This window comes from Filimonas zeae, assembly GCF_014641615.1.
GTDB classification, from domain to species: Bacteria; Bacteroidota; Bacteroidia; order Chitinophagales; family Chitinophagaceae; genus Filimonas; species Filimonas zeae.
In genome coordinates this window covers 1,004,849-1,020,884 of record NZ_BMIB01000003.1, presented here as the reverse complement: position 1 = coordinate 1,020,884, position 16,036 = coordinate 1,004,849, and the positions used below count along the sequence as shown (strand labels likewise).

Below are 16,036 nucleotides of genomic sequence, written 5' to 3'. Positions count from 1 at the left end.
AATAATGGTTATCCTGATTTATTTTCTTTTCTGCGGCACCACCCATTGCTCTGTCCACGTAGGGTTGTGCATGTAAAACCTTCCATCATGGTAGTAAACAGGCTCAATGCCCATTTGCGGCAGCGTTTCCCACGGCTCCAGGGTTTTGCTGTAAGGGTAGGGGCGCTGCTCATACATCAGGTAATGGCAGCTGCTCCACAGTTGGCCATCAGGGCCGGTAAACAGGGCATTGTGGCCTGTTTCACAGTAGGGATCTTCCGTGTCCTGAAACTGCAGGTGACTGTATCCGCCACCGGCAGCCAGTTGGGGGCGGTAGCCTTTTTTGCGCGTGCCGAAGATGGGCTGGTCGCTTACCAGTTTCCAGGGGCCTAAGGGAGTGGGGGCTTTCAGCAGGCCTACTTCATAGCCTCTTGTCCAGGTGCTGAAGAACATAAAGTACATGTCCTCTTTCTTTATTACAAACGGGCCTTCTATGCCGCCCTGCATCCAATCCGGGTAGCCGGGTTCTCTTTTATCCAGAAACTTCTGAATGCTGCCCTTTAATTTGCCCGTTGGCAAATCTATCGGTGCCTGAAACAGTCCGTTGCCGCTGCAATAGAGATAGGTTTGCCCATCCTCATCTTCAAACAAAGTAGCATCGTTGTTATACTGTGGTGTTAAGGGGCCGTTTACCAGCTTATAGGGGCCGGTAACATGGTCTGCCGAAAACAGCCATACACTGTGTGTTTTCATGCCCTTGGGGTCGTCGGCTGTTACTTTGCCGCTGTTAACGGTAAGCCAGTATTTGTTTTGTATAAAATGAATTTCCGGCGCCCAGAAACGGCCGTTGTAGGGGCAATCCGCAGGCAGCTTAGCGCCATCAATCAGCCAGGAATGCTGTTTCCAGTGTATCATATCGTCAGATTCCAGCAGCCTTACGCCAGGGTTGGGGCCCGTCCATACCGGGTTGCTTGTACCTGTGCAATACCATTTGCTGCCCACCTTTATTATAAAATGATCGCGCATGGAAAGCGCGGTATCACGTGTAATGGGGTTGGTATAGCGGAAGGCAGCAGCGGTATCTGTTTGGGCACTGCTGTATTGCAGTGTAAATAACAAACAGGCAGATAGCCAGATTTTATTCATGCGTTTTGATTCTGGTGTTAATGGCATGCCGCAACGGCAGCTGAGCTGTCGTTGAGTACGACAGCATCAGCATTATTGCCGCTGGCAGAATATGTTTTATCATCCGGTATGTTTATAATGCAATACTTGTTTGTTGTGGAGTGCCTGATGTTGTGGCGGTGCCGGGCTGGCTGCCACCAACTGCTATTATTACCTTGCCTTTTATGGTTTCCGGTTTGCCGTTGTTGTCCATCAGGGCCAGTTGTTCCGGAGTAACGGTAAAAGTCACTGTTTTGCTTTTTCCTTTTTTCAGTGCAATGCGCTGAAATCCTTTTAAAGAACGCAACGGTGCATCCTTACCGGGCACCGTAGTGTACAGCTGTACTACCTCTTCACCATCGCGGCTGCCTGTGTTGGTTACTTTCACCTCAATGGTGTATTTGCTTTTGCCGGTAACGCGCAGGTTTTCGTAACTAAAGCGGGTATAGCTTAACCCATAACCAAAGCCGTATAAAGGCTTACCGGTAAAGTAACGGTAAGTGCGGTTGTGCATGGTATAATCGGTAAAGCCGGGCAGGTCTGCATCGTTGGCGTAAAAAGTAACGGGCAGGCGGCCTGCGGGGTTGTAATCGCCAAACAACACATCTGCAATGGCAGTGCCGGCGCTTTGTCCGCCATACCAGGCGTTAACAATAGCCGGTATATTTGCTGCCTCCCACGGTATGGCAATGGCGCTACCGGTCATCATTACAAACACTACCGGTTTGCCGGTGGCCTGTAATGCCTGCAGTAACTCCGTCTGTACTTTGGGTAAGGCAATAGAGGTTCTGTCGCCACCATTAAAACCGGGGTAGTCTACACGCATTTCTTCCCCTTCCAGCTGTGGAGATATACCGCCGGCGTATACAATAGCATCTGCATCTTTCAGGCGGCTGGCCAGTGCGGCAAAATCTGTTCTGGTAAAATGGCCGGCTTTCAGTTTCACGTTGGCCTTGCCTTCTGCCTGGTAATACTCTACCACCAGTTTGTAGGTGGTGCCTGCTTCTGTATTCAGTTTATACGTGCGTGCGCCCCAGCGGTTGCGTGTCCATGCGTTAATTACTTCTTTGCCATCTACCAGAAAGCGGTAGCCATCATCTGCATCCAGTTCAAAAGACATGCTGCCGGTGGTGTTGGCAGTAAATTCAGTGGTATAACGTGCTGAAAAATGATAGCCTTTCAGGGTGTCTATAATCAGCTGCCCTTCCTGCCAGTTGTTATCCAGTGCAGGCTCTGTGCGGGTAGCCAGTGGCTGGCCCTTCAGTTCTGTGTTGTTGTAATACTCAGCATAAAAGCCCTGTTTACCCTGCCAGTGGTACTGGCTGGCTACATCGGCATATTGCAGTAAGGTATCGTTGGTAAAGTTTACGGCTTTTTCATATACCACCTGTACGTTGGGGCCTACCTTATCGCGTATGCCCTGCAATAAGGTTACGGTTGTAGAGGGGATGCCGTTGTAGTTGCCTAGCACTGCAATGGCATTATCGGCATTGGGGCCTACTACGGCAATCTTTTTCAGCTGTTTGCTCAGCGGCAGTGTGTTGTTCTGGTTGCGCAGCAGCACTACACTCTGCCGGGCCATTTGCAGCGCATGTGCCTTATGGGCGGCGCTTTCCAGTACCGAAGCAGGCGTTTGTGCAAAGGATACCATTTCTTTCGGATCAAACATACCCAGCTGAAAGCGGATCATAAACAGGCGTTTTACCGATACGTCAATCTGTTTTTCGGCAATGAGGCCATTCTTTACCGCTTTTACCAGCGACAAATACGCATCTGTACCACATTCCACATCGGTGCCGTGTAATACGGCATCGGCAGAAGCGTCTTCCGCTGTTTTATGGGTTTTATGGTTTTTGAAAAAGTCGTCTATCGCCCAGCAATCAGAGGTTACATAGCCATTAAACTGCCAGCGGTTACGCAGTATATCAATCATCAGCTGATCACTGCCACAGCAGGGTTGCGATTTAAAGGCGTTATACGCACACATTACACCCGCTACATTGGTTTGGGTAATCAGTTGTTTAAATGCGGGCAGATAGGTATTCCACAGGTCGTAATCGGTAGGCGATATATTGTCCACATGGCGGGAAGGTTCGGGGCCGCTGTGTACCGCATAGTGCTTGGCACAGGCAGCTGCTTTCAGGTACTTCGGATCGTTACCCTGCAACCCGCGAACAAAGGCAGCACCCATCATCGCGGTTAAAAAGGGATCTTCGCCGTAAGTTTCCTGCCCGCGGCCCCAGCGGGGATCGCGGAAGATGTTGATGTTAGGCGTCCAGTAGGTGAGGCCTACATAACGCTGCCCTTCCCTGCCATCCTGCTGCGCTTTGTTAAAGACGGCCCTGCCTTCCAGTGCCGAGTAATCTGCCATGCGTTTGATGGAGTTGGTATCAAACGTAGCCGCCATGCCAATGGCCTGCGGGTATACGGTAACACGGTAAGGCGTGCGCGCTACGCCATGCAGCACTTCATTCCACCAGTCGTAAGCAGGTATGCCCAGCCGGGATATGGCCGGTGCGGTGTTTAACATCTGCGCTACTTTTTCTTCCAGTGTTAAACGGCCCACCAGGTCATCCACGCGCTTTTCAAAAGATAGCGCGGTGTTCTGAAAGGGATAGCTGTTTTGTGCCAGGCAGGCAGGCCCCCAGGCGCAGGCGCCAATGAACAGGGGCATAACAAACATCTTCGCAATCAATCGCATATTAATCATTATTATCAGTTCTGAAAAAGGAGGCAGGTGGGGTTAAGGCGTGCTGGTATGCAATAACTGGTTCACTGCGTTTACCAGCAGAATATAACTGGCGCCAAGCCCTACCACATATTCATTTTCGCCCCATAAAAACGGCCAGTCTTCTTTGTTTTCCGGAAAGTCGGGCGGTATAATCAATACGCCCGGTACAATGCCCCCTGCTATAAATGTAAAGTTGGCGCGGTTGTTACCATACGCTACTTTTTTAGATTCGGTACCCACGGCAGATACCAGTGATATATCTGAGCCGGGGTGCGTGCCATACAGGTAATGCAGGCTTTTATACACAGCCTCAGCACCGATAATATCGGGGAAGGCGCGGTGTAAATAATAATTGGTTAATCCAAAGTTGATAACCGCACCGCTGCCTGCCCAGCCACCGCCGGTTACAGGTACCCCGTAAGGGTTTTGTGTGCTCATTTTATCCAGCACCTGCTGCTTATAATTGGTAACCAGTTCTTTTACACGTACATGGTAAGCAGCATCCAGATAGGGCAGGGCCTGTATACAAAGCCTTGCACGGCGGTTGAACTGCTGTGCTATTTCTGCAAAATGAGCGGCCAGTGTATCTGCATACTTTTGTTTACCGGTAGCTATGCGCAGTTCCAGTGCTGCCTGCATTCTCTCATCCGGCAGCGGGCCGCCGGTGGTATTGCCGTGGTTAAATACATGCGGCGGATGTGTCTGCTCTTCTTCCCATACCTCCACTGCTTTTTGCAGGCATTGCGCCGCCAGTGTATCGTTATAACCTTTCAAAGCACGGCTGGCTGCTGCCAGTGCAGCAATAGAACCATAGTTTAAAGCAGTAGAACGGTTGGTAAAAGCCCAGCGGTCATCGGGCCTGCCGCTGAATGCGCCTTCTGTCTGGTGCGGGCCCAGTGTGGGTTTGTAAATCAGGTTATCTGTTTTGGTAACCGCATCGCCCAGGTGTGTGTATTCTTCCAGGTGTGCCTCCACTATACCGTTAATGGCATGGCCCACGGCATTGAATTGCGCCAGCAACTGTAAGGTACCATGTTCTATCTGTTGCAGCATATCGGGTTTGCCATCGGGGCGGTGCAGCTCTACATAGCGGATGGTCTGATCAACCAGTGTTTCATCGCGCATGGGGTGGAACAGTTCCCAGGCATGTACCAGATCGGTTACGGTGCCGTATACCGTTTGGGTGCGTATGTCAAAATCACCCGCATCGTACCAGCCGCCTACATTCAGGCCGGGTATATGTTCCAGGGGTTTAAAGCGGGTGTCGGTAGTAGGGCCCTGGGCATACAAATCAAAATGTACCAGATTGGTAGGTGCCTGCAAAGCATCATCCAGGTGAGAGGCGCCGTGCCATATACGGTAGGCTTCCTTCACTGTTACGTGATCCATCTGCTCCGGCATAAATATATCCTGTGTGGCGTGCCAGGCAGTCTGGTATACCTGCTTATCAATACGGAAGGGCTTTGTTTGCGTGGTGCCGTATTGTATAATATATACACCGGTGTCTTTTACAGATGAGAAGTTGAAGGTATAATACTGGTAACGCAGGTAGTTACCCCAGCGCTGTACCGGTGCAGTATACTTTTGGGTAATGGTACCGTTATCTTCTATGCGCAGCAGGGTAGCGTTGGCAAGCGCCTTGCTGTTTTTATCCAGTTCAATCGCTGCTATCTTCTGCTGATCAGGATGGTAGCCTACCTGTGAATGTGCTACTACCGGCGGGCGTGTCCAGCCGGCCTGGGTATTGGCCGTTACATGCCATTCCAGCACCGTACCGGTTTTACCTGCGGGCAGCAGGCTGCGTACCACAAACCAGCCGTTCTGGGCTTTGTTGCGGCCATCATATAGCTGTAAGGGTGTCTGGCTTTCTATGCGTACCCGGCGGTGCGCATCTTCAGGTGCCAGCACCAGCCTGTTACCCTGTGCCAGTGGCATGGGCGCGGTGCGTCCGTTGCTCAGGGCCATGTGGCTGGTAGGGTATAAGGGAAACACGCCTGCTTTTCCATCCGCTATATAGGTTTTGGAAAAATAGGCGGAGGGTAAAAACTCCAGGTTAAAACCGGCGCGTCCGGCCAGTGCAGCGGGTAAAGCTTTATCCAGTAACACGCGTATTACCACGCCCTCTGCTTCGGGCTTTACTTCAATGGCATAATCAAAATTAAAGGCAGGGTAACGCAGCCAGGCACGTACGGTATTGGTTGGTTTATCCGTTTCGCGGCGTATAAACTGCGGTATAGAATCCCATTGCTCCGGAGTGGCATCCAGGCGCACATCGCCATTGGTGGCAGTGCGTACTTCGTGGTGTATCAGTTCTATGCCTGCCAGCTTTTCATCGCCAAACAGCCCGTAGTGACTATTAAAAACAAATACATTCAGTCCGGGTTTGTACAGGTAGCCTGCATCTGTAAGCCTGAGTGCGCTTTTGTCCGTTTGCTGCGCACGCAGGCAAAAGGGGCTGAGCCCCAATGCCAGCGACAGTAAGCGTATGGCTTTGCCGGTACCGGTGGATAAATATTTAGCGGAGTACATGAATCGTGTTTTCTGTTAGTGGTGAATAGCGGTGTGTTTTTTAGTATCAATTACCCTGTAAAAAGCCGGTTTGGGTTGCAACTTCCTGTCAAACAAAAGGGGATAATTGGTTCTGCCACGTACCGGAAAATCGTTCAGCCACGATTGGCCATCATCAACACCCCAGAAGGTTACGCGGGTAACCTTGTTTTTATACTGTAAAAACAGGCGGAACAGCGCATCGTAGCTGTCTGCCAGTTTATTTTGCATCGAGTCTGGCAGGCCCTCGCGGTAAGGGTTTATTTTATCGTTATAGGTAGCACTCTGGTTTACATCTGCGCCCACAATGCCACGGGGGCTGGGCAGCACACTCAAATCCAGCTCGGTAAACATGACTTCTATACCCAGTGCACCAAACTCCTGTATACTCTTTTCAATCTGATCCAGCGGCAGGTGCTCCACGCTCCAGTGGCCCTGAATGCCTACGCCATCAATACGTACACCGGCAGCCTGTATTTTTTTAATCAGGGCAATGGCACCCGCTCTTTTGGCAGGTTGTTCTATATTGTAATCGTTATAATACAGGCGGGTGTGCGGGGCAGCCTGTTGTGCCAGTTTAAAAGCCTCTACCACAAAATCATCACCCAGCTTTTGCTGAAAAACAGATTTGCGCATGGTGCCATCTTCGTTCAATGCTTCATTCACCACATCCCAGCTATATACTTTGCCATCATAGCGCCCTGCTACGGTGGTAATATGGTCGCGCATAAACTGCCGTACAGAGTCTGCGCTGTTCATATGGCGCATAAAAGCAGGCAGCTGGCTGTGCCAGATAAGTGTGTGCGCGTTTACTTTAATGTTGTGCTTTTGCGCGTAGGCCACCAGCTTATCTGCTTCGTCAAAATAATACCGGTTCCATTCCGGGTGCATCAGTGCTGCTTTCATCATGTTCTCCGGGGTGGCTGCATCAAACTGCTGCGGCACCAGCCGGGCAGCGGCGGTATCTCTTTCCGCTACCTGGCGGTTGTTAAGGGCAGTGCCAATGGCAAAGTCTTTTTTAAACACCTCCCGCAGGGCAGGCTGGTTATTGGCGTTCTGTGCTTTTTTACTGCCGGCACAGCCCGCAAGGGTCAGCGACAGCAGAGAGGCTGTTACAAGGGAATATCTGGTTGTCATATAATCAGTTTATTATTTATCTGATAAAGTGTCTGGCGGTGGCAGATAGCCTTCTGTGCGGCCGGCAGTTTCTACCACCAGTTTCTGTAATACAACGCCTGCATCCAGCATCCAGTACCGCACCACGTGCTTGCCGGGGGCGGCCAGGTAATGGCGGCTTTGTTTTACAATATTGTTATTGGCTACCCAGGCATTCCAGGCGCCGGTATTGTCTTCTTTATTCAGGCCCAGTATCTGCGGTGCTTCGTCATCAATAGAAACGGCAAAGCGTAACCCGGTGGGCGAGTGGTGAATGTTTAATGTAGGGGAGAACCAGGTGCGGAGGGTAACACTGTCTTTACCGGTGGTATGTATTTCGTACTCCAGGTGCGGACTGTTGGCCTGCAGGTTTACCGATGTAGTTACCGGAAAAGTGGTAATACCATCTCCGTTTTTACCAATGTTGGGTATGGTTTTCCATTGCACCTTATTGCCGGCTACCGCGCGGGTGTAGCGCGTTGCGCTTATGGCTACATAACCGTCTTTTTCTGTATACACTGCTTTACCGGTTGATGCTGCGGGTGGTGTATACAGCGGTTGCGCTTTAAATACGGCGTTAGTGGCGGTGGCGCTGTCGGCCGCAACATAACTGAGCGCAGGCATAGTATTGCGGCGGGGCTCCTGCCAGGAGCGGTAACCTATATGCGTCTGATCCATCATGTGGTTCCATTTGCCACCGGCTATTTCTGTATTGTATTTTACGGAAAGCAGGGAGTCGGCCAGGTAAAACTCTTTTGTGCGCTCTGCCCACTGATTCGCCAGTATGTTTTTCTGCGCGGCCAGCTGTTTGTTCATGGCTACGGCATAGTAAAGCTGGTGCAGGTTTTCCAGCGCCTGTACGGGGTGCAGTACCAGCTGAAAATACGCATCCTTATCTGTGGCAGGTAACTGGTTATTGATGGCTTCTGCTTTCATGCGCAGCGTTGTCCATTCCTGCACCACCTGTGCAAACTCGTTACGTACGGTAAGGCTGTAAGTACTGGCATCCAGTAACTCCGGCTTTCTGCGGCTGGCATACCGTGCGTAGGTGTTTAATACTTCCGCAATGGCAGGTGCCTGCTGCGGGCCAAACTGCTGTGCGGCCCATTGGGTATAAAACTGTTCTATATTGTTTTCGTTCCACTTACCGGTGTTGTACGCATAATCCAGAAAAAAGGATATGGGCAGTTCCATGGGTTTCAGATCGCCCACGTTTACAATCCATATCTGATCAACGCCGTGCGCATAGGCCAGGTGCATCTGCTCCCATACACGGCTAATATTATTGGTGTTAAGCCATTTGTAATTACGTGGGCCACCTACATAATCAAAGTGGTAGTAAATGCCATAGCCACCGGCTCTTTTGGGTTCGCCGGGTTGGGGCAGGCGGCGTATGTTGCCCCAGTTATCATCGCACAGTAAAAGGGTAACATCATCCGGCACACGCATACCTTCATCGTAATAGTCCTGCACTTCTTTGTACAAGGCCCATAGCTGTGGTGTTTGTGTGGCGGGTTTACCGGTTACGGTAGTGATAATGTTTCGCTGATCGGTTACAATGCGTTCCAGCAGTTCAGTGGCAGTGCCTTTGGTCATAGGCATATCCCCATCGCCACGCATACCCAGGGTAACAATGCTTTCATGGGTGCCCATGTTTTCAATACCCTTTGTCCAGAACTGTTTCAGCCCGGCTTCATTTTTTGTATAATCCCATTCGCCTTTACCATAGCGTTTCCATTCCTGTTGCGCACGCTGCATGGGCTCGTGGTGCGAGGTGCCCATTACAATGCCCCATTTGTCTGCCATAATGGGGTTAAGGGTATCATCATCGTTAAAAGCATTGCCCCACATGGCGGGCCACAGGTAATTGCCTTTCAGGCGCAGCAGCAGTTCAAACATTTTCTCATATACCAGGTGGTTTACACCGCCAAACTTTTCACGCGTCCATCCGGAAAAAGCCGGGGCTTCATCGTTGATAAAAATGCCCCTGTACTTTACAGAAGGGGAAGGGAAGTGGTAGCTGCCTTTGGTAATATAAGCAGCTGTTTTCTTTTGCACCGGCGCATCGGCCCACCAGTACCAGGGCGATACACCCAGCTGGCGGCTTAATTCAAACACGCCATACGCTGCACCGCGTTTATCGCTGCCGGCAATTACCAGCGTATGGCTGTTTTTATCTGTTATGGTTTGCACCTGAAAAGCTTCCCACTGCCCTTTCAAATCGTTCAATACTACTTTTTTTTGCGTGCTTAATTGTTGTAAGGCTTTGCAACCGTTAATGGTGCCTACTATAATCAGGTTTTTAGATGCTGTTGTGCGGGTGTGCACCAGTTCCGGTTTTTTACCGGTTACCAGTTCAATATCCTGCTGTAACAGGCTGGCAGCTTTTTGTACCAGCCAGTCGTCCTGCGCATCGGTATAAATAGCGGGCATGTTAGCGGCAGTAATGGCAAAAGCGCCGGGCTGCTGCCGGGTGGTTACAAACTGCTGTGCAGTGGCGCACAGGGCTGTACATAAAAGAGAAGAGAATACAATCAATCGTTTCATGCTGGCAATCTGTTTACATGTTGCTGGTTATCTTATCCCGAAGCGTAAAGGGCAGTATGCATGCCGGTAAAGCGTAGTAGCATTTCTAATGGCTTGCACACAATCGTTTATATCCTTTCTGAGGGCTAATTTAGACGAATTTTGAATAAATTATGTAATCGATTGCAAAAATCGGGAAAAGTCCTATTATTGTCGGGCGAAAGCCGGTAACTCACTCTTCTGCACCTGCCTGTGCCGGCTTGCCATATCATTTGTTTCTATTATAAACTTTGATCATAAATACGTTCATCATCATGAAACGGCTAACGCTTACGATTGCTGGTTTTTGTATCGCCTTTATTACCGGGCATACACAAGTTGTAAAACATGCCCCGCAGGGCTTTGATGTGCTGCAAACGGCTATTGCACACGGAAAAATCGATACCATTCAATATGCTTCCAAAACCGTGGGCACCACGCGCCGGGCGTTGATTTATACGCCGCCCGGTTACTCTAAAAAAACGAAGTACCCCGTACTGTACCTGCTACATGGTATTGGCGGCGATGAAAAGGAATGGCTCAACGGTGGCACTCCGCAGATTATACTGGATAACCTGTATGCACAGGGCAAGCTTTCACCCATGATAGTAGTGCTGCCCAACGGCCGGGCCATGAAGGATGACCGGCCTACCGGCAATATTATGGCACAGGATAAGGTGCAGGCTTTTGCCACGTTTGAGCAGGATTTGTTAAACGACCTTATCCCTTATGTAGAAAAACAATTTCCGGTATTGACCAACCGCGAAAACCGTGCTATTGCCGGTTTATCTATGGGCGGCGGTCAATCCCTCAACTTTGGTTTGGGCAATCTGGATAAGTTTGCCTGGGTAGGCGGTTTTTCTTCTGCCCCCAATACTAAAAAGCCGGAACTGCTGGTGCCTGATCCGGAAAAGGCCCGCCAGCAATTGAAGTTGTTATGGATATCCTGCGGCGATAATGATAACCTTATTACTTTCAGCAAACGCACACACGATTACCTGTACGAAAACAAGGTGCCGCATGTGTATTATATTGAACCCGGCGTGCACGATTTTAAAGTATGGAAAAACGGGCTGTATATGTTCTCGCAGTTTCTGTTTAAACCCGTAGATCCTTCTGTTTTTACGCAGTATACGCTGCTGGGTACACCTGCCACCACCAATGTACGCAACGCCCGGTATCCACAGATACTGCCGGATAACCGCGTAGTGTTTCGCCTGAAAGCGCCGGAAGCGCAGCGGGTTCAGGTTGATCTGGGCAGGAAATACGATATGGCTAAAGATACCGGCGGTTACTGGACGGTAACCACCGATTCAATCAGTGAAGGTTTTCATTATTATTCGCTGCTGATAGATGGAGTAGCGGTGGCCGATCCGGCCAGCGAAACTTTTTACGGCATGGGCCGCATGGCTGCAGGTATTGAAATACCTTTTGCCGGTGGCGCTTATTATGCCACTAAGGATGTGCCGCATGGCGGGGTACGTATGCACCGCTATTTTTCTATGGTTACCAACTCCTGGCGCCGCATGTTTATTTATACGCCGCCGGGGTATGATAATGCTGCAGGCCAGCAATACCCGGTATTGTACCTGCTGCACGGCGGCGGGGAAGATGAGCGCGGCTGGAGTACCCAGGGGAAAACAGATCTGATACTGGATAACCTGATTGCCGCAGGCGAAGCAAAACCCATGCTGGTGGTAATGATGGATGGCAACGTAGGTACCGGTGGTTTTAACGAGATGGCGCTGAAAGCATTTGAGAATGAACTGAAGAATGTAGTGATACCCACGGTGGAAAGCAACTACCGTGCTTCTAAAGAAGCCAGTCGGCGGGCGCTGGCAGGTTTATCTATGGGCGGTTTGCAAACCCTGTACGCAGGTGTAAGCAATACCAGCCTGTTTAATTACCTGGGCGTGTTCAGCTCCGGCTGGTTTGGCGGCCAGCAACCGGTGGCAGAGCAGCAATATGCTTTTATGAAAGAGAATGCCACTACCATTAACAATAACCTGAAACAGTTTTGGATAGCCATGGGCGGCAAGGAAGATATTGCCTGGAACAATTGCCAGAATATGATGAAAAAGCTGGATGAGCTGCATGTACGCTATACATACAGTGAATACCCCGGCGGCCACACCTGGCCGGTATGGCGCAATAACCTGTATCAGTTTGCCAAACTGTTGTTTAAATAAAACATATGAAAAAACAATTCTTATCTATACTGTTGCCTTTACTGGCCGGTGCCGGTGCGCAGGCTCAGAACCCTTTTATCACCAACCAGTTTACAGCCGATCCTTCTGCACGGGTGTTCAACAACCGGGTATATGTATACCCTTCGCACGATATTAAATGCGGGCCGGGCCAGGGCCGCCCCAACTGGTTTTGTATGGAAGATTATCATGTATTTTCTTCTGACAACCTTACAGACTGGACAGACCACGGCGTAATTGTGAGCCAGGATAAAACCAACTGGACAGCGCCCACCGCTTACAGCATGTGGGCACCGGACTGTGTATACCGCAACGGCAAATACTATTTCTATTTCCCGGCCCCCGCCAAAGACACCACCAAAGGCAGAGGCTTTTCCATTGGCGTAGCCATAGCCGATAAACCGGAGGGCCCCTTTACACCACAGCCGGAGCCGATGGCTAACGTACGCGGTATCGATCCCAATGTATTTATTGATAAAGATGGGCAGGCTTATATGTACTGGGCACAGGGCAACCTGTACATGGCCAAACTGAAGGAGAATATGCTGGAGCTGGATGGTGAGCCGGTAGTAATAGCCAATATGCCCACACAGGGCCTGAAAGAAGGGCCGTGGCTGTTTGAGCGTGGTGGCAAATACTATCTGACTTATCCGCATGTGCGCAACAAAACAGAAAGCCTGGAATATGCTATGGGCAATACCCCTATGGGGCCGTTTACGGTTACCGGTGTTATTATGGATGAATCGCCTACCGGCTGCTGGACCAACCACCAGTCTATCATGGAATACAACAAACAGTGGTACCTGTTTTATCATAATAACGATTTGTCACCACGTTTCGATAAAAACAGGTCTATCCGTATAGACAGCCTGTTCTTTGAACCGGATGGAACCATCCGCAAAGTGATACCCACGCTACGCGGCGCAGGCCTTACCAAGGCCACCAACCCCATACAGATTGACCGTTACAGCCACATCAGCCCTGGCGGTGCCAGCATAGCCTTTCTGGATACCACCAACACATTCGGTGGCTGGAAAACCGTTTTTCAAAATACGGATGGCTGGGTGCAATACAACAGCGTTGATTTTGGCAGCCAACCGCTCAAAACCTTACAGGCCCGTGTGGTATCTGCAACCGGTGCTACCTTACAGGTACGGCTGAACAGTGTAAAGGGGCCGGTAGTTGCAGAAGTACCTGTAAAAAGCGGCAACCAGTGGCAGGTAGTAACTGCGCCCGTAAAAGGCAAACCGGCAGGCGTACAAAACCTGGTGGTTACCTTAAAAGGGCAGGGCAGTTGCGAGGTGGACTGGCTGCAGCTGGCGTTATAAGCAGGGGTGTTGCACACGGTGCTACTTGCCGCTACGGCCTTTTTCATCGCTGTTGCCGGTTTCGCGGTCCTGCGTTTGCTGCACTTTGGTATTGCCAAAGCGCCAGTTAAACCGCAGGCTGATGCGCCGGCTTTCCCAGGTGCTGTAATTGGTATATTGTAAACTGCCGAAGTTAACGGTGGTAATATTACGCTGGGTAAGAAAGATATCGCTGACCGATATACCAACGCTTCCCTTATTATTAAATAACTTACGGCTAAGCCCCAGGCTTACATTGGCATTACTTCCCTGGTGATAAATTAAGTTTGTTACCGGGGAAGCATACCGGGCGCTCAGCTGCAGTTGTAGTTTGGCGGGAAGCGTAAAACGCTGGCTGGTACTGGCGGTATAGCTCCATTGCCCAATATTCAGCATACCCCCCAAAAGCTGCCCGCTGAAATGATTGTAAAAGCCCGAGGCTTTGTTTACCATCGTCCACCATTTGCGGATGGTTATGGGGTAATTCAGGTTTATATCCCAGTTGTTCATGGTACCTGCATTCTGTGTGGTCTGGTATGTAATATCTCCTTTACGGTACTGTACGGGGTTGAAATAATTGCCGGTATGGGTATACGCTGCGGTGAGGGTGAATTTTTCTTTGCAGGTATAGCTGAGTTCTATGTTGGTATTCTTCTGCGCCTGCAACAACGGGTTGCCCGTTTGGTAATGGTAGGGGTCGGTTTGATAGGTGAAGGGTTGCAAATCGGTGTAGTCCGGTCTTTTAATGCGTTGGTTCAGCGATAGCCGCAGGTGCTGACCTGCTAAAGGCTGCCAGCTGAGGTATATAGCAGGTAACCAGTTGGTATAAGCAGAATCCGGCCGCTGAAAATGTGTGCCTGCTGCATCGGTGCCGGTTCCTTTTACGTGGGTTTGCTCCAGCCGTATGCCCAATTGCCAGCCCCATTTGCGGTAGTTTTTAGAAAGGTTGGCATACGCGCTGTTCACTTTTTCCCGGTATACAAAATAGTCATTGCCCGGTACATCGCTTTGGGTAAATCGGTTGTCGGTATTTACGGCTGACAGCTTTACGCCGCCTTCCAGTTTCCATTTGTTTTTCCAGTTGTGTGTGTAATCTGCTTTGGCAGTGGTAATGGTGATGACCGTATGTGTGATGTATTGCAAATGTCTTTGTGCATCTGTGGCTATCCGGCTGGTATCTTCTTTGGTATAACCCGCCCGGTCAACATCTACTGTAAACTCATTACCGGTAGTATCGGCATAGCGGTAGTTGATGTTGAAGGTTGTCCAGTACCGCTTGTTGGGGTTATAAGCGTAAGTGTTGGTTTGCTGTCGGGCTATTTGTGAGGTGGTTTCATAACTGCCTTTATTGGTGCTTACTTCCCGCTCTATCAGCCCGCCAATGGTTTGCCGGCTGTTGAGGTGATATTCCGCTGTTAAACGTACTACCGGGTCGCGCCATTTGTCCAGGGTGGTGTTCTGCTGTGCCAGCAGGTTGCTGTTTAGCATCGTTTCTTTGTTATACCGGGTTTGATAGGCGCCGTAATGCCAGCCCAGGTAGGTACTCACTGCCAGTTTGGGGGTGCCGTAGTTGAACAGGCCGGATACATCGCCCATGTTATGAACGCCCTGCGAGGTAGAGGCATCCAGGTTGCCCGTTAACCCGCGTATTACATGCTGCCGGGTTTTAATATTCAGCAGCGCAGTATTACCGGTTACGTCGTATCTGGCAGAGGGGTTGCTCATTACCTCCAACTGGCTAAGAGAGGCGGCAGGCATGGATTTAAGCAGTTTTACCAGGTCGCGGCTGCTTAAACGTACCGGTTTATCGTTAATCATTACCTGTACCGCCTCTTTGCCACTCAGGGCAATAGCATCTTCGTTATCTGAAATGGTTAACCCAGGCGCCAGCCTTATCACATCCAGCGCGTTATCGGCCAGTTTCAGCACCTGGCTGTTAATACTAATAGTAGTGCGGTCGGTGCCTTGCTGCACAAAGGGTAACCTGGTTTTTACCGTTACGCCGCCCAGCATATTGGCTTGCGGGGTAAGTACCATACGGCCCAGGTTGCCTGTGGGGTTGGTAATCCGGCGCAGCTGGTAGCCGGTATGTTGTATTTCCAGGTAGGTATTGGCCTGCTGCGGCAGCTGAAAATAACCCGCAGTATTGGTGCGGGTGGTATGCTGCACCGCCGAATCGGCGTTTGTACACAGCCGCAGGGTTACAGCCGGCAGCGGCTGATTTTTCTCATCTGTTACGGTGCCGCTTAGCTGTGCCTGCACTGCCAGGCTACCTAAAAGTGCTATTCCAAACAACCCAAATTTCATAGTGTGATTTTGGGTAGCAAGGTATTGTTGCGGGC

Annotated in this window: 8 protein-coding genes; 2 read left to right on the top strand and 6 right to left on the bottom strand. The window is 50.3% G+C overall.

What is annotated here, in order from left to right; translation table 11 throughout:
* Positions 1–18: 18 nt before the first annotated feature.
* The 5 genes from IEY13_RS17200 to IEY13_RS17180 all read right to left on the bottom strand — a co-directional run bounded on the left by IEY13_RS17200 (position 19) and on the right by IEY13_RS17180 (position 10,123).
* Positions 19–1,125, bottom strand: a complete 1,107-nt coding sequence (locus tag IEY13_RS17200) for a glycoside hydrolase family 43 protein (RefSeq protein WP_188954344.1) — start codon at positions 1,123–1,125, stop codon at positions 19–21.
* A 112-nt stretch (positions 1,126–1,237) separates the two neighbouring features.
* Positions 1,238–3,844, bottom strand: coding sequence for a beta-glucosidase (locus IEY13_RS17195; protein WP_188954342.1), 2,607 nt, complete (start codon positions 3,842–3,844; stop codon positions 1,238–1,240).
* A gap of 42 nt (positions 3,845–3,886) precedes the next feature.
* Entirely contained in the window at positions 3,887–6,403 is a 2,517-nt protein-coding gene (locus tag IEY13_RS17190; protein WP_188954340.1) for a glycoside hydrolase family 9 protein, read from the bottom strand.
* 15 nt (positions 6,404–6,418) lie between these two features.
* Positions 6,419–7,558: an endo-1,4-beta-xylanase gene (locus tag IEY13_RS17185; RefSeq protein ID WP_188954338.1), complete on the bottom strand. Its 1,140-nt coding sequence runs from the start codon at positions 7,556–7,558 to the stop codon at positions 6,419–6,421.
* A 12-nt stretch (positions 7,559–7,570) separates the two neighbouring features.
* The gene (locus IEY13_RS17180) at positions 7,571–10,123 is read right to left on the bottom strand and encodes a glycosyl hydrolase 115 family protein (RefSeq protein ID WP_188954336.1); all 2,553 of its coding nucleotides are present in this window, start codon (positions 10,121–10,123) and stop codon (positions 7,571–7,573) included.
* Positions 10,124–10,416: 293 nt separating this feature from the next.
* Between IEY13_RS17180 and IEY13_RS17175 the strand changes: the two genes are divergently transcribed.
* Positions 10,417–12,330, top strand: a complete 1,914-nt coding sequence (locus tag IEY13_RS17175) for an alpha/beta hydrolase-fold protein (RefSeq protein WP_188954334.1) — start codon at positions 10,417–10,419, stop codon at positions 12,328–12,330.
* Positions 12,331–12,335: 5 nt separating this feature from the next.
* Positions 12,336–13,676, top strand: a complete 1,341-nt coding sequence (locus tag IEY13_RS17170) for a family 43 glycosylhydrolase (protein WP_188954332.1) — start codon at positions 12,336–12,338, stop codon at positions 13,674–13,676.
* A gap of 21 nt (positions 13,677–13,697) precedes the next feature.
* Here IEY13_RS17170 and IEY13_RS17165 read toward each other — a convergent pair whose 3' ends face one another.
* Positions 13,698–16,001: an outer membrane beta-barrel family protein gene (locus tag IEY13_RS17165; protein ID WP_188954330.1), complete on the bottom strand. Its 2,304-nt coding sequence runs from the start codon at positions 15,999–16,001 to the stop codon at positions 13,698–13,700.
* Between the last annotated feature and the right edge of the window lie 35 nt (positions 16,002–16,036).